The 21,083-nt window shown below is 50.4% G+C and carries 21 protein-coding genes and 1 pseudogene; 11 read left to right on the top strand and 11 right to left on the bottom strand.

Features of this window, described 5'->3' with window-relative positions; genetic code table 11:
* Positions 1 to 8: 8 nt before the first annotated feature.
* Positions 9 to 2,138 (bottom strand): putative bifunctional diguanylate cyclase/phosphodiesterase, encoded by a 2,130-nt coding sequence (locus tag SP99_RS12240; protein WP_047958771.1) that lies wholly within the window; start codon positions 2,136 to 2,138, stop codon positions 9 to 11.
* Positions 2,139 to 2,595: 457 nt separating this feature from the next.
* Here SP99_RS12240 and SP99_RS12235 point away from each other — a divergent pair, with 457 nt between their 5' ends.
* From SP99_RS12235 to dbpA, 4 genes are all read left to right on the top strand, one after another.
* A complete protein-coding gene (locus SP99_RS12235; protein ID WP_072060268.1) occupies positions 2,596 to 3,738 on the top strand; it encodes a methyl-accepting chemotaxis protein in 1,143 nt (380 codons plus the stop codon).
* A gap of 145 nt (positions 3,739 to 3,883) precedes the next feature.
* Complete coding sequence (gene zntB, locus SP99_RS12230; protein ID WP_025759495.1) at positions 3,884 to 4,867, top strand: zinc transporter ZntB; 984 nt, start codon at positions 3,884 to 3,886, stop codon at positions 4,865 to 4,867.
* A gap of 273 nt (positions 4,868 to 5,140) precedes the next feature.
* Positions 5,141 to 5,323, top strand: coding sequence for a proline-rich small protein YnaL (gene ynaL, locus SP99_RS25210; RefSeq protein WP_071994076.1), 183 nt, complete (start codon positions 5,141 to 5,143; stop codon positions 5,321 to 5,323).
* Positions 5,324 to 5,350: 27 nt separating this feature from the next.
* On the top strand, positions 5,351 to 6,724 hold the full coding sequence (dbpA, locus tag SP99_RS12225; RefSeq protein ID WP_047958769.1) for an ATP-dependent RNA helicase DbpA: 1,374 nt from the start codon (positions 5,351 to 5,353) through the stop codon (positions 6,722 to 6,724).
* A 42-nt stretch (positions 6,725 to 6,766) separates the two neighbouring features.
* Here dbpA and ttcA read toward each other — a convergent pair whose 3' ends face one another.
* The 9 genes and pseudogenes from ttcA to SP99_RS12185 all read right to left on the bottom strand — a co-directional run bounded on the left by ttcA (position 6,767) and on the right by SP99_RS12185 (position 14,573).
* A complete protein-coding gene (ttcA, locus tag SP99_RS12220) occupies positions 6,767 to 7,702 on the bottom strand; it encodes a tRNA 2-thiocytidine(32) synthetase TtcA (RefSeq protein WP_047958768.1) in 936 nt (311 codons plus the stop codon).
* Between the two features lie 49 nt (positions 7,703 to 7,751).
* The gene (locus SP99_RS12215) at positions 7,752 to 8,990 is read right to left on the bottom strand and encodes a site-specific integrase (RefSeq protein ID WP_047958767.1); all 1,239 of its coding nucleotides are present in this window, start codon (positions 8,988 to 8,990) and stop codon (positions 7,752 to 7,754) included.
* A gap of 1 nt (position 8,991) precedes the next feature.
* Positions 8,992 to 9,204: an excisionase family protein gene (xisR, locus tag SP99_RS23750; protein WP_072060267.1), complete on the bottom strand. Its 213-nt coding sequence runs from the start codon at positions 9,202 to 9,204 to the stop codon at positions 8,992 to 8,994.
* 64 nt (positions 9,205 to 9,268) lie between these two features.
* Positions 9,269 to 9,511 (bottom strand): DUF4060 family protein, encoded by a 243-nt coding sequence (locus SP99_RS12210; protein WP_020882485.1) that lies wholly within the window; start codon positions 9,509 to 9,511, stop codon positions 9,269 to 9,271.
* Positions 9,512 to 9,549: 38 nt separating this feature from the next.
* Positions 9,550 to 10,635, bottom strand: a complete 1,086-nt coding sequence (locus tag SP99_RS12205; RefSeq protein ID WP_047958766.1) for a RecT family recombinase — start codon at positions 10,633 to 10,635, stop codon at positions 9,550 to 9,552.
* A 9-nt stretch (positions 10,636 to 10,644) separates the two neighbouring features.
* Positions 10,645 to 13,362 carry a RecE family exodeoxyribonuclease gene (locus tag SP99_RS12200; RefSeq protein ID WP_047958765.1) on the bottom strand — a complete coding sequence of 906 codons (2,718 nt, stop codon included), beginning with the start codon at positions 13,360 to 13,362 and terminating at the stop codon, positions 10,645 to 10,647.
* A gap of 140 nt (positions 13,363 to 13,502) precedes the next feature.
* The gene (locus tag SP99_RS24905; RefSeq protein WP_047958764.1) at positions 13,503 to 13,667 is read right to left on the bottom strand and encodes a YdaE family protein; all 165 of its coding nucleotides are present in this window, start codon (positions 13,665 to 13,667) and stop codon (positions 13,503 to 13,505) included.
* A pseudogene (locus SP99_RS25040) lies at positions 13,660 to 13,815 on the bottom strand (hypothetical protein); the annotation flags it as partial. The pseudogene SP99_RS25040 and the gene SP99_RS24905, both read right to left, overlap by 8 nt.
* 365 nt (positions 13,816 to 14,180) lie before the next feature.
* Positions 14,181 to 14,573, bottom strand: coding sequence for a helix-turn-helix domain-containing protein (locus SP99_RS12185; protein ID WP_022651301.1), 393 nt, complete (start codon positions 14,571 to 14,573; stop codon positions 14,181 to 14,183).
* Between the two features lie 99 nt (positions 14,574 to 14,672).
* Between SP99_RS12185 and SP99_RS12180 the strand changes: the two genes are divergently transcribed.
* From SP99_RS12180 to SP99_RS12150, 6 genes are all read left to right on the top strand, one after another.
* Positions 14,673 to 14,900, top strand: a complete 228-nt coding sequence (locus tag SP99_RS12180) for a transcriptional regulator (RefSeq protein WP_045135262.1) — start codon at positions 14,673 to 14,675, stop codon at positions 14,898 to 14,900.
* 4 nt (positions 14,901 to 14,904) lie between these two features.
* Positions 14,905 to 15,456: a toxin YdaT family protein gene (locus SP99_RS12175; RefSeq protein WP_047958763.1), complete on the top strand. Its 552-nt coding sequence runs from the start codon at positions 14,905 to 14,907 to the stop codon at positions 15,454 to 15,456.
* 84 nt (positions 15,457 to 15,540) lie between these two features.
* Entirely contained in the window at positions 15,541 to 16,458 is a 918-nt protein-coding gene (locus SP99_RS12170) for a replication protein (protein WP_047958762.1), read from the top strand.
* Complete coding sequence (locus tag SP99_RS12165) at positions 16,455 to 17,141, top strand: replication protein P (RefSeq protein ID WP_047958761.1); 687 nt, start codon at positions 16,455 to 16,457, stop codon at positions 17,139 to 17,141. The genes SP99_RS12170 and SP99_RS12165 overlap by 4 nt, the downstream gene beginning before the upstream one ends.
* Before the next feature lie 276 nt (positions 17,142 to 17,417).
* A complete protein-coding gene (locus tag SP99_RS12155) occupies positions 17,418 to 17,867 on the top strand; it encodes a carboxymuconolactone decarboxylase family protein (RefSeq protein WP_014832179.1) in 450 nt (149 codons plus the stop codon).
* Between the two features lie 303 nt (positions 17,868 to 18,170).
* On the top strand, positions 18,171 to 18,389 hold the full coding sequence (locus tag SP99_RS12150; RefSeq protein ID WP_014832178.1) for a hypothetical protein: 219 nt from the start codon (positions 18,171 to 18,173) through the stop codon (positions 18,387 to 18,389).
* 341 nt (positions 18,390 to 18,730) lie between these two features.
* On the opposite strand, the gene SP99_RS12145 is transcribed toward SP99_RS12150, so the two are convergent.
* Positions 18,731 to 19,912: a diguanylate phosphodiesterase gene (locus SP99_RS12145; RefSeq protein ID WP_047958759.1), complete on the bottom strand. Its 1,182-nt coding sequence runs from the start codon at positions 19,910 to 19,912 to the stop codon at positions 18,731 to 18,733.
* 487 nt (positions 19,913 to 20,399) lie between these two features.
* Here SP99_RS12145 and SP99_RS12140 point away from each other — a divergent pair, with 487 nt between their 5' ends.
* Entirely contained in the window at positions 20,400 to 20,849 is a 450-nt protein-coding gene (locus SP99_RS12140; RefSeq protein ID WP_023344297.1) for a VOC family protein, read from the top strand.
* The last annotated feature ends 234 nt before the right edge of the window (positions 20,850 to 21,083 follow it).

The following is a 21,083-nucleotide window of genomic DNA, read 5'->3' as shown; positions in this document are numbered from 1 at the left end:
TAACCCCGTCAGGCATGATTTTTTTGTGAAATATAGGCGCTGTCGGTTTGGGTTTTATTAATGGGGATAATTTGTTTGTCTGAGTTTTTCTGTAACAGCAGCCACGGGACCTGTTCGGCAGGTAACGGGCGAGAGAAAAGGTATCCCTGCAGATAGTCGCAGCCAAGACGGGTGAGCTCCGCCTGCTGTGCTTCCGTTTCTATCCCTTCTGCCACCACATTCATCTCCATGGTGCGGGCAATACTCATAATGGTTTCGACCAGCTTGTAGCTTTTTTCATTTTCCAGCATTGAAGTGACAAAGCTTCTGTCAATCTTCAGTTCTTTTGCCGGGAGTACGCTCAGCATCAGCAGGTTGGAATAGCCGGTACCAAAATCATCGATCGAGACGGTGATCCCCGCACGATTAAACGCTTCCAGTAACTCGATGCTGCGGTCGAGATTTTTGAGCGCGGTGCTTTCTGTCACCTCAAGAATTAACCTGGACGGCGACAGGTTGTATTTTTCCAGCATCGACGACACGACAGGGAAAATGTCCTGCTGTTCGAACTGGACGGGGGATAAGTTGAGCGACAGCGTCCACTGGCTGAAACCTTGTTCCGTCCAGAAATGAAGCTGCCGACACGCCGCTTCAATGGCCCAGTTACCCACCGGAATGATTAAGCCGGTTTGTTCCAGCGTGGGGATAAACAGATTAGGCAGTAACACACCCTGCTCAGGATGTCGCCAGCGAAGAAGGGCTTCAAAACCATGTATCGTTTTATCTTCCGCATGCCAGGTGGGCTGGTACCACAGTTCAAACTGGTCACGCTCAAGCGCCTGAGACAGCTCCTGCAGAAAACCGGGTTTTGCCGGGACTGCGGTTGACATCTCGGTTCTGTAAATGGCCCAGTCATTGCGGCCCTCTTCTTTAACATGGTGTAAGGCAGCATCGGCCTTGAGCTTTAGCTCATGCAGCGTTTCGCCATCCTGAGGGTAGCGGCTGACGCCCGCGCTGATTGTCGTGCTCAGCGTATGTCCACAGAGCGAAAGCGGACGTCGCATATCCCCAAGCAAGGCGTTGAGCAGGGCGTTGAGTTTGTCGTCGTCACATTCCGGTACCAGCAGGATAAAGGCATCCCCACCCAACCTGGCCAGGGTCATCTCCCGTGTGAGCCGGGCCGTAATGCGCTGCGCAACAGTGATCAGTAACTCATCCCCGACGTTGTGTCCCCAGGTATCATTAACCCGCTTGAAGTGATCGACGTTCAGGAAAATCACGGCAAATTGCCTGTTACTCAGCAACGCACTGCGCAGACAATCCTGCATGCGGATATCCATCTGTTGACGGTTAGCCAGCCCGGTGAGCGCATCGAAGCGCGCCTGTAGCTCAAGCTGGCGATTGAGCTGCCGCAGATTATCCGTCAGCCGGTTGGTGCGCCAGTGAGAATCGATAAGCGAAATGATTAACATCACCCCGAGCAGGCAAAGCGTGGTGACCGAAACCCAGATGGACAACCCCAGTTCGCCGATCCCGCCGGGCAGAGTGTGCGCCATTTCCTGAAAATGGGCGGCACTCATGCCGGTATAGTGCATTGCACTGATTGCGGCACCCATGACCAGGGCTGCGAGAAGGCGATCGATAAAGACCCCTTTGTGTTTATCACGCAGGCGGAATGCCAGCCACAGTGCCGCCCCGGAGGCGACGACGGCAATTACGACGGACAATGCCACAAGGCGCCAGTCCCAGAGGATACTGTCATTGAGCATCAGGGCCGCCATACCGATGTAGTGCATGGATACCACGCCCGCGCTCAGGATCGTCGTGGCAAGGATCAGCCGAACAGGAGAGAGTTTTTTTCCGGTAACGGCAATATTAATGGCCGTTGTCGATGCCACCACCGCGACGCCGAGAGAGGCAAGGGTTAACCAGAGGTCGTAGCTCATCATCATTGGCATTTGCATCGACAGCATGCCAATGAAGTGCATCGACCAAATCCCGATGCCCAGCGAACACCCTCCGGCCATGCGCCAGAACATGGCCGCCTTTCGGCTGGAAAGGGGGATTTTCCCGGCGCTGTCCAGCGCCACAAAAGAGGCGATGAAAGCGACCAGATAAGAAATAGCGATTAACACAGGGTCCCACGATATATTGAGCATTATGCAATCCCACACCTGAGAGGGTCACCAATTTCGCCTGCCGGGTCCATCTTTATCTGGCAACGAACATGTGCATTCAAACAAGGTTAGTTATTTATCGTGAAAAATAACCAGTCATAGTAATACCCTGAAACGCGTTAAGAATATAAAATATATTTCTTCCATTAACCTGTTAAGCATTGCTAAACATAAATGAATAATAGTAGCAAAGCGCCTTAAATATGAGGGCGATTGTCTCGTCTCACGGCAGGCGATGGTATCGCTTAACGTGGCCGGAGACCAGTATCGCAGCATGCCTCGCAGAACATTTTCACTAATACGCGTTTTTTATCTGACTTAAGCAAAATCTCAGGTTGCTAACGGCGAAAAGAAAAACCAGTGACGATTGCCATGAAAAACGGTTGAGGGAATGCTATAAAACGAGATGCCGACCAAAATATAAATTGTGGGTATCATCATGCTAAAAAATATGAGCGTCAGGACCTTTATTATCGGGTTCCTTTTATCTCTTTTTTTGATAACTGCAGGTGTCGTTGTTCTATTTTCCAGCAATCCCTCTCTCTTTATTTCCCTTAACGTAATCAACTTTGTTGCGCTATTTTTGCTCTGGGTCTATATGACGAAGTATCTTGTGACGCCGATCAATACGGTGAAGAAAAGTATTGAAGAGGTGACAGCGGGCAATCTGGGGGTGTCTATTCCCGAATTTGGCAACAACTGCGCGGAGCGACTCATTCCCGGCATTAATAGCCTTTCGGGCAACATCGCTACGCTGGTGCGCGAGATCAGGGCGTCATCGCAAACCGCCATGACCTTATCGGATCAACTCTCGTCGCGTAGTGCGCAGCTTTCGGTGAAAACCGAGCAGCAGTCGGCGTCTCTGGTGCAAACCGCAGCCAGCATGGAGCAAATGGCGGCAAGCACTAAAAACAATGCCGATAACACCCGCCTGGCGAGCGAGCAGGCCAACATGGCGACGCGACAGGCGCGCAAGGGCGGGGAGCTGATGGGGCAGGTCGCCACCAATATGGAGTCCATCACCGAATGCGCTCAGCAGATGACAGAGATTATCTCGCTGATCGACGGCATTGCCTTCCAGACGAATATTCTGGCACTCAACGCGGCCGTTGAGGCTGCGAGGGCGGGAGATCATGGAAAGGGATTTTCTGTCGTCGCAGAAGAGGTCAGAAACCTGGCGCACCGCAGTGCAGAGGCCGCGAAGAATATCAAAGCGCTGATTGAAGTCACCAGCAGTAACGTCAGCCAGGGCGCTACCGTTGTATCGGAGGCGGAGAAGAATATGCAGGAGATCGTGGCGGGGTCAGGGAATGTCAGCCGGTTGATGGACGAAATTTCCGCCTCGACCTCAGAGCAGGAGAAAGGGATATCTCAGATTACGCTGGCGTTGTCAGAGCTGGAGCGGGTCACGCAAAGTAACGTGGCAATGGCGGAGGAACTTAACGGCTCCTCTGATGTGCTGCGTAACCAGGTGATTGAACTGCAGGCCCGTACGCGTAATTTCCGGCTTGACCAGGGCACACCTTCCTCCTTATCGTCCGGCTCACCCTCCTTCCTTCAGCGGCCAGAGCACTCTCTCTGACAACACCTGCCTTTCTTGCCGGGTGACTCGTGCTTACCCGGCCGACACTCCGCCACGATATCAATACATTGCACAACGCATTTTTGTTGCTTAACCCTTCATGAAAGCTAGACTGACACCGAAAGAGTTAAATGGTGGAGGCGCTGTGGAGAGCATTAAAGGATCTGAACTTAACGTTCCTGACGCAGTATTTGCGTGGGTGCTGGATGGTCGTGGCGGTGCCCGACCGCTGGAAGACAACGATGTGATCGATAATGCGCATCCCTGCTGGTTACATTTGAACTACACCCACCCGGACAGTGCTGACTGGCTGGCCTCAACGCCGCTTTTGCCTAACAATGTGCGCGATGCGCTGGCGGGGGAAAGCCTGCGGCCCCGCGTGAGCCGCATGGGTGACGGTACGCTAATCACCCTGCGATGCATTAACGGCAGCACGGATGAACGTCCGGATCAGCTGGTTGCGATGCGTGTCTATATGGACGACGGGCTGATTGTCTCCACCCGCCAGCGTAAAGTGCTGGCGCTGGATGACATCGTTAACGATCTGAAAGAGGGTACCGGGCCCGTCGACTGCGGCAGCTGGCTGGTGGACGTGTGTGATGCGCTGACCGATCACGCAAGTGAGTTTATCGAGGAGCTGCACGACAAAATCATCGACCTGGAAGATAACCTGCTCGATCAGCAGATCCCGCCGCGCGGTTTTCTGGCCCTGTTGCGTAAGCAGCTGATCGTGATGCGCCGCTATATGACGCCCCAGCGGGATGTGTATGCGCGTCTGGCCAGTGAAAGGCTTGCCTGGATGAATGACGATCACCGTCGCAGAATGCAGGATATCGCCGACAGACTGGGCCGCGGACTGGATGAAATTGATTCCTGTATTGCCAGAACGGCGGTGATGGCGGACGAAATTGCGCAGGTGATGCAGGAGTCGCTGGCGAGAAGAACCTATACGATGTCCCTGATGGCAATGGTATTTTTACCCAGCACGTTTCTTACCGGGCTGTTTGGCGTCAACCTGGGCGGCATTCCGGGTGGTGCGTATCGCTATGGCTTTACCGCGTTTTGCGTCATGTTAGTTGTTTTGATTGGTGGTGTTGCATGGTGGTTGCATCGTAGTAAATGGCTGTAAATTTACGCTTTTTTCTCCTTTCGACGGGGTCAAAACGCTCTTTTAATTGAGCGAAGTCAATAAACGTTTACCCCGTAAGGTGCACTATTACTCCCGCAGGTGAATGCAACGTCAAGCGATGGGCGTTGCGCTCCATATTGTCTTACTTCCTTTTTTGAATTACTGCATAGCACAATTGATTCGTACGACGCCGACTTCATAGTCGGCTTTTTTTTGCCTCCTGAATCTCAGCGTCTACCCTAAAAGGGATGACAGTCAATTCTGGAGGGAATGATGAGCATCCTCAACGCTCTGCTATTGCAACAATCACGTCAGTCCGATCCCACCCCGACCGATCCGGTGCCAATGCCCGATCCCATCCCGCGTCCTCAGCCGATGCCCGACCCGCCGCCCGATGAAGAACCGATTAAATTGTCGCATCGGACCGCGAGATCTGCGAGGATACGCGCCATCTGACCGCAAAGATCACCACGAGAGACAATTGTGACCGCTTTTTCTACCCTGAATATTCTGCCCGCCGCCCAACTCGATAACCTTAACGAGTTGGGATACCTCACGATGACGCCTGTTCAGGCGGCCGCGTTGCCCGCTATTCTTGAGGGCCGCGACGTGCGCGTACAGGCGAAAACGGGCAGTGGGAAAACCGCGGCATTTGGTCTTGGCCTGTTGCAGCATATCGATGCGGCGCTTTTTCAGACCCAGTCGCTGGTGCTGTGCCCAACCCGTGAGCTGGCCGATCAGGTCGCTGGCGAGCTGCGTCGCCTGGCGCGATTCCTGCCAAACACCAAAATTTTAACCCTCTGTGGCGGACAGCCGTTCGGCGCGCAGCGTGATTCACTTCAGCATGCGCCGCACATTATTGTCGCGACGCCAGGTCGCCTGCTGGATCACCTGCAAAAAGGCACCGTGTCGCTGGATGCGTTACACACGCTGGTGATGGATGAGGCGGATCGGATGCTGGATATGGGCTTCAGCGACGCGATTGACGAAGTGATCCGTTTCGCACCGGCCGATCGCCAGACGCTGTTGTTCTCCGCAACCTGGCCAGAAGCCATCGCCGCCATCAGCGGGCGCGTGCAGAAAAATCCCCTGACCATTGAAATCGATAGCGTAGATGCGCTGCCCGCCATAGAGCAGCAGTTCTTTGAAACCTCGCAGCAGGGGAAAATCCCGCTCCTGCAGAAATTGCTGAGCCAGCATCAGCCGGCCTCCTGCGTGGTGTTCTGCAATACCAAAAAAGATTGCCAGTCGGTCTGTGATGCCCTGAATGCTGCCGGGCAGAGCGCATTGTCGCTGCATGGCGATCTGGAACAGCGCGATCGCGATCAGACGCTGGTCCGTTTCGCCAACGGCAGCGCCCGCGTCCTGGTCGCGACCGATGTCGCTGCGCGCGGTCTGGATATCAAATCCCTTGAGCTGGTCGTGAACTATGAACTGGCGTGGGATCCAGAAGTCCATGTCCACCGTATCGGTCGTACCGCGCGCGCCGGGAACAGCGGTCTGGCCATCAGCTTCTGTGCACCGGAAGAGGCGCAGCGCGCCAACATTCTCTCTGAGATGCTGCAGATTAAACTGAACTGGATGAATGCCCCTGCTGGCGTCAGCCTGGTGCCGCTGGAGGCCGAAATGACGACGCTGTGTATCGATGGTGGTAAAAAAGCCAAAATGCGCCCGGGGGATGTATTAGGTGCGTTGACCGGAGAGGTGGGGCTGGACGGGGCGGATATCGGTAAGATTGTGGTTCACCCGGCGCATGTCTACGTCGCGGTTCGCCAGGGCGTCGCCCATAAAGCCTGGAAGCAGCTGCAAAACGGGAAAATTAAAGGTAAAACCTGTCGCGTACGTTTGCTCAAATAAAGAATGAAGCGTCTCAGAAGATCTTTCTGAGACGCTAATCGCTTACTTCACTTCAACGACGTTCAGACGCAGCTCTTCAAACGCGTTGTCATCGTCTTCAGGCTGCCAGCCAGCTGGCTGCATCGGGATATCTTCCCGGTCAAACGCCAGATCACCGCCGTTCACCACGTCAGATTCGTGGTTGATGCCTTTAAAGTCGAACAGTTCAACATCCGCCAGATGCGAAGGCACGACGTTCTGCATCGCGCTGAACATGGTTTCGAGCCGACCCGGATAACGCTTGTCCCAGTCGCGCAGCATGTCGCCAATGACCTGACGCTGCAGGTTCGGCTGAGAGCCGCAGAGGTTACATGGAATAATCGGGAACCCTTTAGCCTGAGAAAAACGCTCAATGTCTTTTTCGCGGCAGTAGGCAAGCGGGCGGATCACAATGTGTTTGCCGTCATCGCTCATCAGTTTAGGGGGCATACCTTTCATCTTGCCGCCGTAGAACATATTGAGGAACAGCGTTTGCAGGATATCGTCGCGGTGGTGGCCCAGCGCAATTTTGGTCGCGCCCAGTTCCGTCGCGGTACGATACAGAATGCCACGGCGCAGACGAGAGCAAAGCGAGCAGGTGGTTTTCCCCTCCGGGATTTTCTCTTTCACAATACCGTAGGTATTTTCTTCGACGATTTTGTACTCAACGCCAAGGTTCTCGAGATATTCCGGCAGAATATGCTCCGGGAAGCCCGGCTGTTTCTGGTCAAGGTTGACCGCCACCAGGGAGAAATTCACCGGGGCACTTTGCTGAAGATTACGCAGGATCTCCAGCATGGTGTAGCTGTCTTTACCGCCTGACAGGCAAACCATGATGCGGTCACCTTCTTCAATCATGTTGAAGTCTGCAATGGCTTCGCCCACGTTACGGCGCAGTCGCTTTTGCAGTTTATTCAGGTTGTATTGCTCTTTCTTTGTATTTGATTGATTTTCTTGCATTTATTGCTACCTTCGGAGCCAGTAGGGGCATAATAGGGGCAAAAATTTTTCAGCGTGCCAGCTTATCGTTAAGCATCAGCACCTGTTCGCCATTCATTTCTTCAATCCACGCACCGTAGACTTCATAAACCATTTGCGCGTTTTCATGCCCCATCTGGCTGGCTATGAAAGACGGGTTAGCGCCGGCAGATAAAAGCCAGCAGGCAAAAGTATGCCGCGTATGGTACGGATTCCGGCGGCGAATACCAGCACGTTTTACAGCTGCGTTGAATCTCGCACCGATGCTCGATAAAGAGTAGTAGGCTTTCTGTTCTCCTTTGCGCATCCGGGGTATGAAAACGAATCGCAGGCTTTGATGTTCCACTGCGCCATACTCGCGATGATTAAAGACAATTTCGGTTTTAGGCTGTAGCGCTGTCAGCTTGCGCTGTGCTTTCAAGGCTTCAAGTGCCGGCTCTAATAGGGTAATAACCCGGTTACCTGCTTCGGTTTTTGGTGGGCCGAACATGCCCAACGCATTAAGATTGCGCTGTATATGAGCCGTACCTTTTTCCCAGTCGATATCTTCCCAGGCAAGAGCTGCAAGCTCCCCATGACGGACACCGGTATAAACTGCGAATGTCCACATATTGAGGCTTTGGCCACGCTCGGATTCCGCAAGCAAACTAAACTCCTGCTTCGTTAAAGGATCCGGTTTTACTTTCCCTTTGTGTAGTTTCTTGATGCCTTCAAAGGGTTTGCCACTGATAAAGCCTGATTTGTGTGCAAACCGAAGCAGGGAGCACAGTAGCGATATATAGTTGTTCACGGTACGCACAGTGCGTCCCTGTTTATTGCTTCTGGGATTTGCCAGGTAAAGTGTCTCACCGTTCAACAGCTCCTTCCTGTATTTCAGAATGTCGCTGTGGCGTATAGTTGAAACAGGCGTATCTCCGTTGATGATGTGCATTAACGTACCGAGTTGTGAACGCGTCTTACGCATCGTGTTCGCGCTAATTTCGGTTTCTTTAATGCTCGTCCACAGTTCACACAGCTCTGAAAAGGTTTGAACTGAAACAGTGGTTACGGTTTTTTTTGCTCTGGAAGATGAAGGAAAGCGCTGGTTGTAATCAAACTCTCCAAGGTTGATCTCACTAACGATCACAGCCCGAAGATTCCCGGCTTTTTTGATGTTTGCCGGGGTGTTAATCCAACCTTTGAGAATTTCGCGGCAACGCTTTCCCCGGTACATAAACCAGATACAAATCTTATTGTTTCTGATTTCGACACCTGTAGGCAAAGCTGCCATCTTACGCATCCCTTATTAACTGATTAATTCTCGGATAGTTATACCAGGTTGTGCCACGCAAGGTTTTTTCTCCAGAAGGAGAAACCCGTTTAAAATGGATACCTTCCACCCAACAGCCTTGGCGATACTTCTCAATCTGTCGTTCGGTCAGGCCTGTTTTTTCTGTGAGCCTTGCGCCAACAACCCATTCTTCGTTAAAAATTACCTGCGACATCGTTCACCTCAGGTAACCGGCATGAGTATAGATATGCCGGTCTGTAGTCGTTGATATTTCAGTTTCAGTTTGCCTGGCCGGGCAGGGAACGCAGTCGGCGCATGCCGGTCATTGCTGTGGCCACGTAGCTTGCCTTGCAGTTGACTACCTCGACCCAGACCTTCACGCCTTCCACTCTCACCGTATAGGTCTCTTTCATCTTGCTGCGCCCATAGTCACCATATCTTTGCTGGTGGGCTGCGAGTGCGATTTCACATGCCTGGCGAGCCAAAGGGGATTGCTTACTGCCTCGATTAATCAGTCGCATTTCTTCTCCTTGAGGGAGTGTTTCCCCTCCCGATCTCGTTAGTCCACGTATTCCGGTTTCATATCCGCCAGGGTGATGCTGAACTGACCATGCAGTTCGTCGCCCAGATGGCGTTTCGACGATGCAAGAACGCGCTCTACTTCTGCGAACCGCGCAGCTGCATCGGGATCATCTGATGGTGGCAAGGAATTGATGGCTGCTTCGACTTTGTTCCGTGCATCAACCAGGTAATAACGCTTCACGGCCTTGTTTTTCAGCTCAGTGAACAGGGCAGAACCCAGCGTTGCTTTCACGGTTTCAATATCTGCGCGTAGAGCTTTAGCGCTATCTACATCCTGAGCCGCCTCGATGCGATCACGGAAATCATCAGCAAGTGCATCGATGTTTTGAGCTGATTCCTGAGACGTTTGAGTGGTAGTGACGTTGTCACCTGAAATATCTGCAAGGCTCACGTGCTGCGCCGTTGCCGGGTTTACCTCTCGTTCTTCACGTCGATCATCGAGCTCATCCGGGGTATAAACGCCCAGAATCACATCCGGGCAGAATAGTCTCGCCCAGCGTTTGACGGCCAGGTATGCCAGCTGTTGGCGGGGGTCGTCAGCCCAAAGGGTAGAGTTTCGGGTTCGGGCCTGAGCCAGCAGCAAATCGAGTTCTCTCGGCTGATCTTCACCTTTAAGCGTTGCGCGGATAATGATGCCGATCCCGGCTTCGTCGGCCAGGGTCCAGCCCGGGACGCGGTACTCGCCTTTGTCGCCTTTACGGATATTGAATTTTCCAACTACCTTTTCCCATGGCCCGTACCATTCATATTCAAAGCGGCTGGCCAGCACGCCGCTGCGCGAAATGACTGCATTAACCAGCTGCGCCTCATACCCGAGCACACCGTTAATCAGGTGCGTCTTTTGGGCCACGGCAAATGGATTCATCTGCCACTGTGCCGCTTGCATCGCAACAGCCATGCAGTCGGCCTGATTGCCCTGCAGGTGTTTAGGAACGGTGGCGGTGCCCTGCGCCATAATTTGCGCGAACGTGCTGATGGCGTTCAGATACTGGGAATCAAACAAAGCCACGTTGGAGTTAATAACGGTATTCTGGTCAGCAACGGTAACGTTAGTGTTATGCATAAATCCCCCTTAAGCCTGAGCGCGCAGCGCTTCGAGGCGGCGCAGGTCGAAATCGTTCAGTTCATCTGTGTAATCGGTAGTGATCGGCGCTGGCCATTCGCCCGTGTCGAATCCGGTTGCGATGGCGCGCATTGTTTTGCGGTACTCGAGCATGCCCAGTTCCAGCAGTTCGGTTGACGCCTCGATGATGGCGATCCAGTGGTAGTTCTCGTCTTTGTTGACGAAAATCCAGAAGAACTGGTCCAGCGCCGCGGTCTCGCAATACATAGCCGCGCTGAGGTGGTAGTCCCGGTCAATGATTTCCCGGTGCAGCCTGGCCCGCAGGCTTTCCTGCTTCACATTCCACATGCTGATGGTTTTCAGGTCCGCACCGATGCGCACGCCGTCCAGGTCGATCTCAAGGTCAGGACGTACACGAACTTCTAGGCCCGTTTCCTCGTCAAAGCCGAAGTAGCTCACTTCAACGGCACGGCTTGGATGTGTCAGCAGCATGCCAGCGGTCGGGTGCGCCAGGAGCGCAGACTGAATTGCCCGTGCCGTTGCCAGCTGCTGGCGGGTAACCAGAATTTTTTCGCCAGGGTTGTCGCGCCAGGCATCCAGTAGTTCGTCGGCGAATATGGCATCGGGCTTAACCGACTTAACTGCCTGGATCATGTCTGCTTTGCTGCCAGACACTTTCAGCGGTGTCGGTTTCTGCGCTTCCTGTGCGACCAGATCAGGATTGATGAGTGCTAATTGCTCAAGTAACGCATCACGGCTGCCGATGGTTTTAACCGGCACGGGCAGGGTGGCGTTGTACTCTTTAATACATGCCTTCATTGCCGTTGCTGTCTGCTTCTGGCCTTCTTCAATACGCTGGTACTCAGCTGGGAGAGCCATATAGCTTTGAGCCGTTTCTTCCAGGCTGGCACCAAGCGGCACTAGAGCGGGAAGGGACGCGTTATGTTCTTCAAGTAACGCTTTAATCTCGTCAGCGCTTAGCTGCGCCGGCAGGCTGGCATTGTACCCATCAATGAACTCACGCAGAGTTGCGGTGGTCGTAAACGCACCTTCAGGGATCTCCGGTTCTACGCTGAACTCTGCTTCGAGGTTTTCCGGCTGCAGTGCAAGGGCGTGCACTAGGTTCCCCATGTCCAGAACTTTGGATGCTGTGCGTGGTATTGTTTTAGCCACATGGCGCGCGTTGAAGTACATCAGGCTGACCCGGGCATCTTTCACCTGGGTTGAGCTAATACCGTTTGCTGCGTGATAAACGTCATTCGGTAGGCCTTCGTAGCGGCCAGGCTCGAAGTATGCAGGGAACTCCACTTCTGGGTTCGATTCCTGAACGCCAATTGTTTTTTCCTGCAACTGGTCTGCTTCTACGGAATCTGTCTGCGAATTAGCTGCATCAGTGCTTTCGCCCGGTGGTACCGAACCAACATCTTCGTCTTTCTCTTGCTTAGCCGTTTCCATCTGCACATCGCTGGTGGTCTCCGCTGTGTTTTCCGTTTTTTCGACTTCATTTGAGGTGGTATTGATGACTGGAACGGTATTTCCACCCATCAGGCCTTCGATGGAGAACATGCCGCTGCCGAGATTTGCAACCTGCGGTTGTTCAACAGGTGCTTCGGTCTCAACAGCCGGAGTAGACAGCGGCAGCAACTCCACAGCAGAGTTAAACTCAGCAGTCATGGTTTTATTCACAAACTCAAGATGAGCCGCTGGCGTGTGGTGGATGTTTTCCGGCGCTATGCGGATCAGATTGAAGATTGCCGCACGGTTCACCGCCAGTACGCCGGGCTGATTACGCAGGATGGCGCTCCATGACTTCCATGGCTCTTCTTTCTTCCCCACGATTTCTTTGGCGCGACGTAAAACACTTGATGGGATTTCAAAGTGATGGAAATCCATAGGCAGCAGGGCGCATGCGATCTCAAGATCGAGAGTGTCCAGAGTGTGGTGCGCGCCTTCGCCGCGATCCGTTACATGGCCGCCGTCTGCATTGGTACCAGAATCAGTGCGCTGAACATTACTGATGCGATTACCGTTAGCCCATTCGCGAACGAGAATGCCGCGATCGATATGCTCGGTGTTGAACCAGGTTTTAAAGAAATGAATTACCAGCGATAACTCTGTCCGTTTCCCGTCTAATGGGAAGACAGTCTTCAGAGCCTCAACAACCCGGGCAATTTCGAATTCAGTCGCTTTTTTGAACGCATTCACGTTCTCTGCAGCGAGCAGCATGTTTTGAACGTAGCTGTTATCGACATCCATCTCGAGCTGTTGAATTTCATTCTTCTGCTCAGTGTCGATGTGATAGGCGTACTCGTCAGAAATGAACTGAGCCAGAATGCGCTGACGCAGTGGGAGCGTAGCAACCGTGATCAGCTCAGGCATCTTTGTGTCTTTGGTATCAGTATTACTGCAAGTCGACTGCTCAGAAGAATTCCGGTAAGAATCTTCATGCTGTAACTTCACATTCCACGTACGCTGGTCTTCGTCCAGTTCGTAGCGTTTGCACCAGGTGTAATCCACGGTGCTTTCTTCCGGGAGGTCGTCGAAGACTGGGAAATCGGTGCGAACAGGTTTGGCGTAATCCTTACCGCGGCCGGTTTCAATACCAGCATCTTCCAGCTCAACATCGAGCTGCAGGTTGGCACGGGCTTCTGATTTAGCAGTGAACCAAATCACTGCGTCTTCTTTGCCAGATTTCTGCGTAGCCTTAACTACATAGAAAAATTCCATGTGAGATCCTCTTTTTTGGATGTAAGATCCCCGGGCCAGAGATAGCGCCCATTGGGTGAACTTTGGTTTTTTAAGTAGTTTTCCGGTGTAACTTTGGTCGGGAGCACCGGACGTACGGGCCGCCTTGCGCGGCTTTTACGTTATGCCTCGTGGGCCATCTGGTCGTACGAAGCACAACGTTCAGAGCAGTATTCTTTTTCTTTGCGCGCCAGCTGGGCGCCGTTGCGATAGAGAAGGGTACTTTTAACTACTTCCTCCGGTTCAACCGGCTTGCCGCAGTACCCGCATTTCGTTGAGCTACACATCTGGATTCCCCTTTTGCGCCAGCAGGTAGCACAGGCGGCGAAGAATCACCTCGAAGAAGTTCAGCTTTACAGCCTGCTGCCGTCCTGGTTTGCGTGCGAAATCAATCATTCTCACCCTCGTTTGCCTTATCGCCGGCCAGCGGAACGTTTACACCTGATGCGCGTTAATCTCTCCACCTCATCCGAATATTCGTATGCCATCGGCGGCTACTTCGTGGGCGTCCTGCCTTGGTGGAACGTGATGCGTCTTGTTGAGTTAGATTAAACACAAAGTTTAAGTTGCAGTCAACAATATGAGTAATTTTAAATAAACAAAATGTTTATATGATGCTTATGGAGAGTGAAATTTTGTTCTTTGGAGGCAAAAAATTCGACGAAATGGTACAGGCAGGAAGTCCGGGGAATGGACGCTTAGTACAAGGGATGTGCTAGTTATTCGAGGCGCATAAAAAAAGGCCACTTTATGGCCATTTCTTATAGTAGATCTTTACGAATCATTGCTGAAAGGATTACTCAATCATCCTGCGAACGAATCCGGCCTTTCATATACTTATCATATAGTTCGTCCAGCTCTTTCAGGCGAAGCGCGAAGATGCGAAGCATGTTCTGTTGCTCTTCTTCGGGAAGCTGACGGTAAAGTTCCAACAGGCGTTGTTCGTCCGGCTTCAGTCCATCTTTCTCGCCAACATCTTGGCCAAGCAGCCACTCAAGGCTCACCCCAAGCGCATCCGCCAGCTTAATCGCTGAGCTTTTACCAATCGTCCCACGTACGAACCAGTTATTGACCGATTGAGCACTGACGCCACAAATACGGGCCATGTCTGATTTGGTCAACTTCTTGAGCTCAAGAACCTCGTTAAGCCGCTGAACTTGTGGGTGGTTAATCTGATGAGTTTTTTCTTTCATGGACGAATTCTAAACCAAATGTTTATTAGCTCAATATTCAAAATGTTGACATAAACATAAACAAAATGTTTAATTGCGTTGTTGTTACAGGAGCTATTTATGAAAGCAATTGATAAAGCAATTACTAAAGCAGGAACTGCTACGCGCTTAGCCCAACTGCTAACCGTAAGCGCCATGACTGTTAGTCATTGGCGAAATCGATACAAGGGCGTCGTCCCGGCAGATCGAGTTTTGCAAATTTATGGGGTTACCGGCGTAACTCCGCACGAGTTGCGCCCAGATCTCTACCCAAACCCAACAGACGGTTTACCCAAACAGGAGCCTTAACAAAATGCAGACTGTTTCATTCCAACAGAGTAACAGAGCTTCCTCTAATTCACTGATATTCCAGTGTCATCAAAGCGAATCGGCAGTGAAGGATATCGATCATCGCGATATCTGCTCAGCGGTACGAGCTTGGGCGGCGGCAGAAGGGCGCGTAGCTGTAGCACTTCAAATCCAAGAAGCGGCGGAAGAACTTCAACTTGATGGCGTGGATTTCTCAGGCCAGGCCGATGTCTGGAACGTGAAGCTGTTCCGCTGGCTCGACAACAAAGAAGACTCCGCATCCTACCGTAGAAACGTCGAGCAGTTGGTGCCCGCGATCATGTCTGTATTGCCGCTTAGATACCGCGACCGCGTCGTAAAGAACGACTCGTTTGCGTATCGCATGGCCAGATTAGAAAAAGAGGTGAGTGAGGCGAAACAAGCTCTGATGCTCGATGCACCGAAGAAGGAAAAACTGAAGGAGTTAGGCGAGGGGATTTTCGAAATGTTCAGAGTCGATCCGGACCTTACGGCGCCGCTGTTGGCGATGGTCACAACCATGCTGGGGGCAATGTGAAGACTTCAGAAAAGGCGAAAGCCGCGGTGCTCGAACACCAACGGCTTTCAGGTGCAAAAACGGAGTGTAATTGCGGAGCTAAGTATGTCAAACACAGCTGAAATTATCAATTTCCCCCACAGAACCGAACAACCGGGAGGTCGTATGGCCGACCTGTCGAACGGGTATACCAAGGTCGCTAACGAGATCCAACAGCTCAAGCCTCGTCTGAGAATGTCAGGCCGGGAGTGGCAGTGTTTTGAGGCGGTGATCTGGCTTACCTACGGCTGGAACAAGAAACAGGACCGCGTTACGAACACGGTGATCGCTGAGCTTACAGGGCTAAGTGATTCGCACGTTTCTGATGTGCTCAAATCACTTGCAGAACGCAAAATCATCTTCTGTCAAAAGCAGGGCGTAATGAAAACTGTCGGTATAAATACTGACCTTTCTGCCTGGATTTTATACAAACCGAAAACGGGAAAAGTCTTCCCGAAATCGGGAAAAGTGTTACCGAAAACGGGAAAAACCTTCCCGGAAACGGTAGACACCCAAGACTATAACAAGAACAATAATAAAATATCCTCGTCTCGGAATTCTGACGAATCCCGAAACCAGAAAACTCAAAAGTTTCTCTCTCGCCATCCTGAAGCTGCCGACGGGATATACACCCCGGCAGGTAAATCATGGGGATCCGCTGACGACCTCAAGGCTGCCCGCTGGATTTACGACAGGCTTCTCACCGTCAACGCTTCGCTATCTGAGCCAAACTGGGCGGAATGGGCAAACACCATCAGGCTGATGCGTGTCCAGGACAAGCGCACGCACTACGAAATCTGTGACCTGTTCCAGTGGGCCAACCGGGACGAGTTCTGGAAAGACAATATCCTGAGCCCCTCGAGTCTGCGCAAACAGTGGGATCAGCTCACTACCAAACGGCTGCGTGCAACCGGAGCGGTAAAACCATCTCGGGGCGGCATTGACCTGCACAACACCGACTGGATTGATGGAGTGCTGGAATGAAAAACCTAGCTGAGAGCATTCGCAATTTTGACCGGGAACAGGCTCGGCGCGTGGCGCACAACCTGCCTGAGCAGTACACCGAACGCGAACAAACGCACAATGTAGCGCAGATTATCAACGGGCTATTCGTACAGCTGGCCGCCGCGTTCCCGGCAAGCCTGGTTAATCGCAGCCAGGAAGACGTGAATGAGATCCGCCGACAGTGGGTGCTGGCCTTCAAAGAAAACGGGATCACCACTCTGGAACAGGTTGAAGCGGGCATGTGCATGGTACGGCGCCAGGAGCGTCCATTCCTGCCTTCGCCAGGCCAATTCATCAAGTGGTGCAGGGAAGGGCGCAGCGTACTGGGGATCACCACCGCTGACGTCATGGCTGAATACTGGAAGTGGCGTAAGCTGGTATTTCGTTACCCGAACAGCGAGCAGTATCCGTGGCCTAAGCCGGTTTATTATCACATTTGCCTCGAGCTGCGGCGTCGCGGAACTGATGGCCAACTCAGTCACAAAGAGCTTGAGCGTGAGGCCGGTGATATTCTGGATAGGTGGGAAAAGCGGGTGCTAGCCGGGAAGCCGATTCCTCCTGTTAGTAGGGCGTTGGCTGCGCCAGTTGCTCCGAAAGGGCCGACACCGGCGGAGCTTTTGAAAGCTAAATATCAACGGATGAAAGCCGATGGCAGGGCTTAGTGAGGAAATGGTCTGTTATGAGCGAGAAGCGGACTCTACCGTGGATTTTATCAACACTCAGGGTTTGCTTTTAAAAATTGTTATCCAGTTTTACTGCATGAGGTATCCCATAATTGTCCTACCGTTTTACTCATTTTTTGTCTCTTTTATCTATGACATCGATGGTTAAGATTACAACGTCTGAGCAGACGTACTAATTTAAATTCTGTCATTCAGTCGTAGCGATTCTGTGAGACATCTTTTTATTTTAAACAACTCAAAAAGGTGGAAATAACGATGAAGCGTCCAAACTGGTTTCAAGTTTCCGATAAAGGTGGCAAGGCTATAGCAGCGCTCCATCATTACGCCACTACTGGTACAGGTTTACCTGCCGAGCTGATCCATTTAATTTTTTTAAGAGTTTCCCAGATCAATGGTTGTGCACACTGCATAGATATACATACTCGCGATCTTATCAAGAGTGGCATGTCCGTCGAAAAGATTGTATTGGTGCCTGTCTGGCGAGAAGCTACCTATTTATTCTCGGATATAGAGCAAGCTGCCCTCTCATGGGCGGAAGAAGTTACCCGTGTTAGTGAAACACATGCTTCCGATGAAGCATATTCCGCAGCGCTTTCTGTATTCGGTGAAAAAGATTTGGTTGAACTTACCATTGTTATTGCCACCATGAATGCCATTAATCGTATGGGTATTAGTTTTCGAATGAAGCCGCTTGCTAAAGCTTGACAGATGTAAATAGCTCCCATAAGGGACTCTGGAGCTATATTAAAGTCTGCTTCTGGCACACAAATGACATCCCAGCCTGTGCATGACCGTAAAAACTACCTTCACTTGATAAGCCGCTTCGGGTTATGACGAGGCGCTTGTGTGACATGCTGGAAAACCAATTTAGGCGTTTACTGAAAGCCTGGTTGTCCTCAAGTGAAACGACCCTTAGAAATTTCTATGGCGAAATAATCACATAAGTCTTCTCCACGTGTGTTATAAGCGAGTTTGAAATCGCCACCACTGGCGGTTAAGAGGCATCTCATGAAACTACGTATCACAAGAGCAATCGGCCTCAGCAAGTTCTCGCCACGTTGGGTTAAGGTTATCTGTTTACGGTTGACTAAAAACGATATTGAGCGCTCCCTCAACGCTCTTCTGGCCACAATCGATGAATCTGAACTTACCCCTGAGCAAGTCAAAGCATTAAGGGAATGCATTGACAGAATTAACATCGCAAGGGGGAAGGGTATGCAGGCGTGAGCACGTTTGATAAAAGGTAAGCCAGCACTGTATATGCGCGGCACGTTTGCTGCGCAAGTATCGCTGACCGTTCGATACCAGCTGAGCTTTTAGAGCCAAATTTAATTGGATCAATGCTGGTGGGAGGGGATAGAGATGAACTGGTTCCTGTGAGCGAAAATGAGGCCAACAATCTAAGCCTGCTCGGTTTACCGCATCTTACTGAGTACTGAAGCATTGCCTTTGCACCCGCCGGGCCCGCTGACTTTTCCCTATGTATTAGTTCACCCGCTTCCAGCTTGACACCCACCGAGTATGACTGCGTTAATCCTATGAAAAAGCAATAAGTCTACAAGTTCTTTTTAACATTCGCTGAATTCATTAGATTCTGGCCAGAAGATCTTCAAATATCCATTTTTATCATATTTTGAAAAAAGATTGCCCTGGAAGCAAAATATCCCAGCGGATTCGAGCCACATCCATTCTTCTGTCTGCTCGACTCCGGTAGCACAGATTCTTATTTCCAAAAGTTCACAGCAGCGGATTAAACTTAGGAGTATAGCCTGCTTGGAACCTTCTTTATGTATATTGTGTATCAGTTGCGGGTGTATTTTGAGCTTCTCAGGCTGGAATTTCGAAAGAAACAATAAACCTGCATTACCCATACCAAAGTCATTAATAGCAACGCTTAATCCGCAACTTTTGAGTATCTGCACTGAATGCGCGAACTCATCAATTTCAGGGATTATTTCGCTCTCTGAAAACTCAACTATAACTTGTTCTGGGTATAAGTTACTTTCTCTGATATAATCGAGCAATATTTCAATCGCATCAGGCACCCTCAGTAAGGTTAAAGGCAGGAGTGTTATTGATACTCGTTGTGAAGAGGTAATGAAACTCCCTACGATTTTTAACAAGTCTCTCTTCGATTCCAAATCAAAAAATAAATTATTGGCTTTAATATCGCCTTTATCTGATTTTGCACTCAAGACAAAAGAATGAATTTGAGCAGCCAGAGGGTCTATAACTGCATGCATGTCTTCGATAATATCGGGATCAACCGATGATACATTTATTTGATCGGATGAAAAAAACCAACTGAATCTATCAGGAAGTTCATAATAGCTGTCTGTCTCAGCAGAATCTATAAATGTACGGAAAAACCGTAATGCTCTGTCGTTGTAAAGCAATTTATGTTGGGTTGTTCCACGTTGAAGAACCCTGTCCAGACACTCTTCTTTACTGAATAGTCTTATATCAATTAATTCCATGCCTGAGCGACCAAATCGTCGATAGGGGGCATAATCGGATAAGAGTTCTACAATGTTAAAGTGAAGTGCATCCATACAAATTTTTTTATAGATTTGCATTACAGCGGTTTCATCTCCTTCCAGAAGCTGTAAGAAATGAACGCCATTAAAAAGTAAAACACCAGTTACCCCCGCATGTTCATTTCGGGAATTGGCTTCACTAACCATGTCAACTATGGATTGAATTGGTGTATCAGCTCGCAGGTGGCTTCGGTAGATGAGAGTGGTAAGCATAGTTGCACACTTTAAAGGATTTTCTACTAAAGTAGCATGCGAAAGGTCAGTTAGGGCTATTTAACTGAAAAATTTACAAAAAAGAGTCCGGTAACATTAAAATTGTCCATGAAGAGTAAAATGCTTCACAAAAAACCATTCAATAACCGTGGTTAAAGCCCGCGAGATATGTTTGGCTCTGCAACATAAAAATTGCCTGGTATGCGCACGTGACAAAGTAAAAATTGATTCTAAGATTTTGGTAGTGAAAATGATTACATGGAGTTTCGAATGGTTTTTATTGCGGCTTTAACTTTATCTTTTCTTCTGTGTGTAGCGGGCCTTATCTTCATTTTGCTGGAGTTAGTTAGCATAGGCTGCAACCCTGAACGACATTGAACAATACGTGCAAGAAATCCAGCAAAATCATTGATTGAAAGGCTCTTGACCTCAAGTTAACTTGAGCTTTTAAGATGGCGATTCTGGAGATAGTCAAAGGATTAGCCTAATGAAAGAGATTGATGTCGGTTTTACGCACGTTGCGTTTGTTGTTAGAGATTTGGAAAAAAGTATCGATTTTTACGGCCGTTATGCTGGCATGGAAGTCGTACACAGGCGAGAGCCTGACCTTCCGGAGGCACGTAAAGTCGCATGGTTAAGTGACCGAACTCGCCCTTTTGCGCTTGTCCTTGTCCAGGTTGATGCTGTGACTGACACCCCTTTAGGTAATTTTGGTCACTTGGGAGTAGCTTGTTCAAGCATTGAAGAAATCGACAATAAAGTAGCGATGGCCAGAATGGAAGGCATCTTGCGAAAAGAACCGGCTCAGGCAGGCGAACCGGTAGGTTATTATGTCTTCTTCGCTGATCCTGATGGCAACACACTCGAACTTTCTTATGGTCAGAAAGTCGGGATCGAGGCTTTCCGTCAAGATGATAGAGTGCCTGCATCTCAGTAAATTTCGATAACCGGTTGGATTACATTACGCACTGGTAATGTTTCATGTCGTTTTAGAGCTTGCTGACAAATTTGTTGCTTAGTAACAGCAAGCTCCATAATAGCCTTTACGAATTTTCATTTTATAAATCTCATATCGAAACCACAATTTAGTAGTGAAACTGCACTAAACTCCTCAGAAATCTATTCAACATAACTATTGTGTAGACCACCAAATCTGAGATCTGTCCCAAAT

This window comes from Enterobacter sp. BIDMC92, from assembly GCF_001030225.1.
Taxonomy (GTDB): Bacteria; Pseudomonadota; Gammaproteobacteria; order Enterobacterales; family Enterobacteriaceae; genus Enterobacter; species Enterobacter sichuanensis.
The sequence above is the reverse complement of the archived record's forward strand: the minus strand, read 5'-3'. Positions and strand labels throughout refer to the sequence as shown.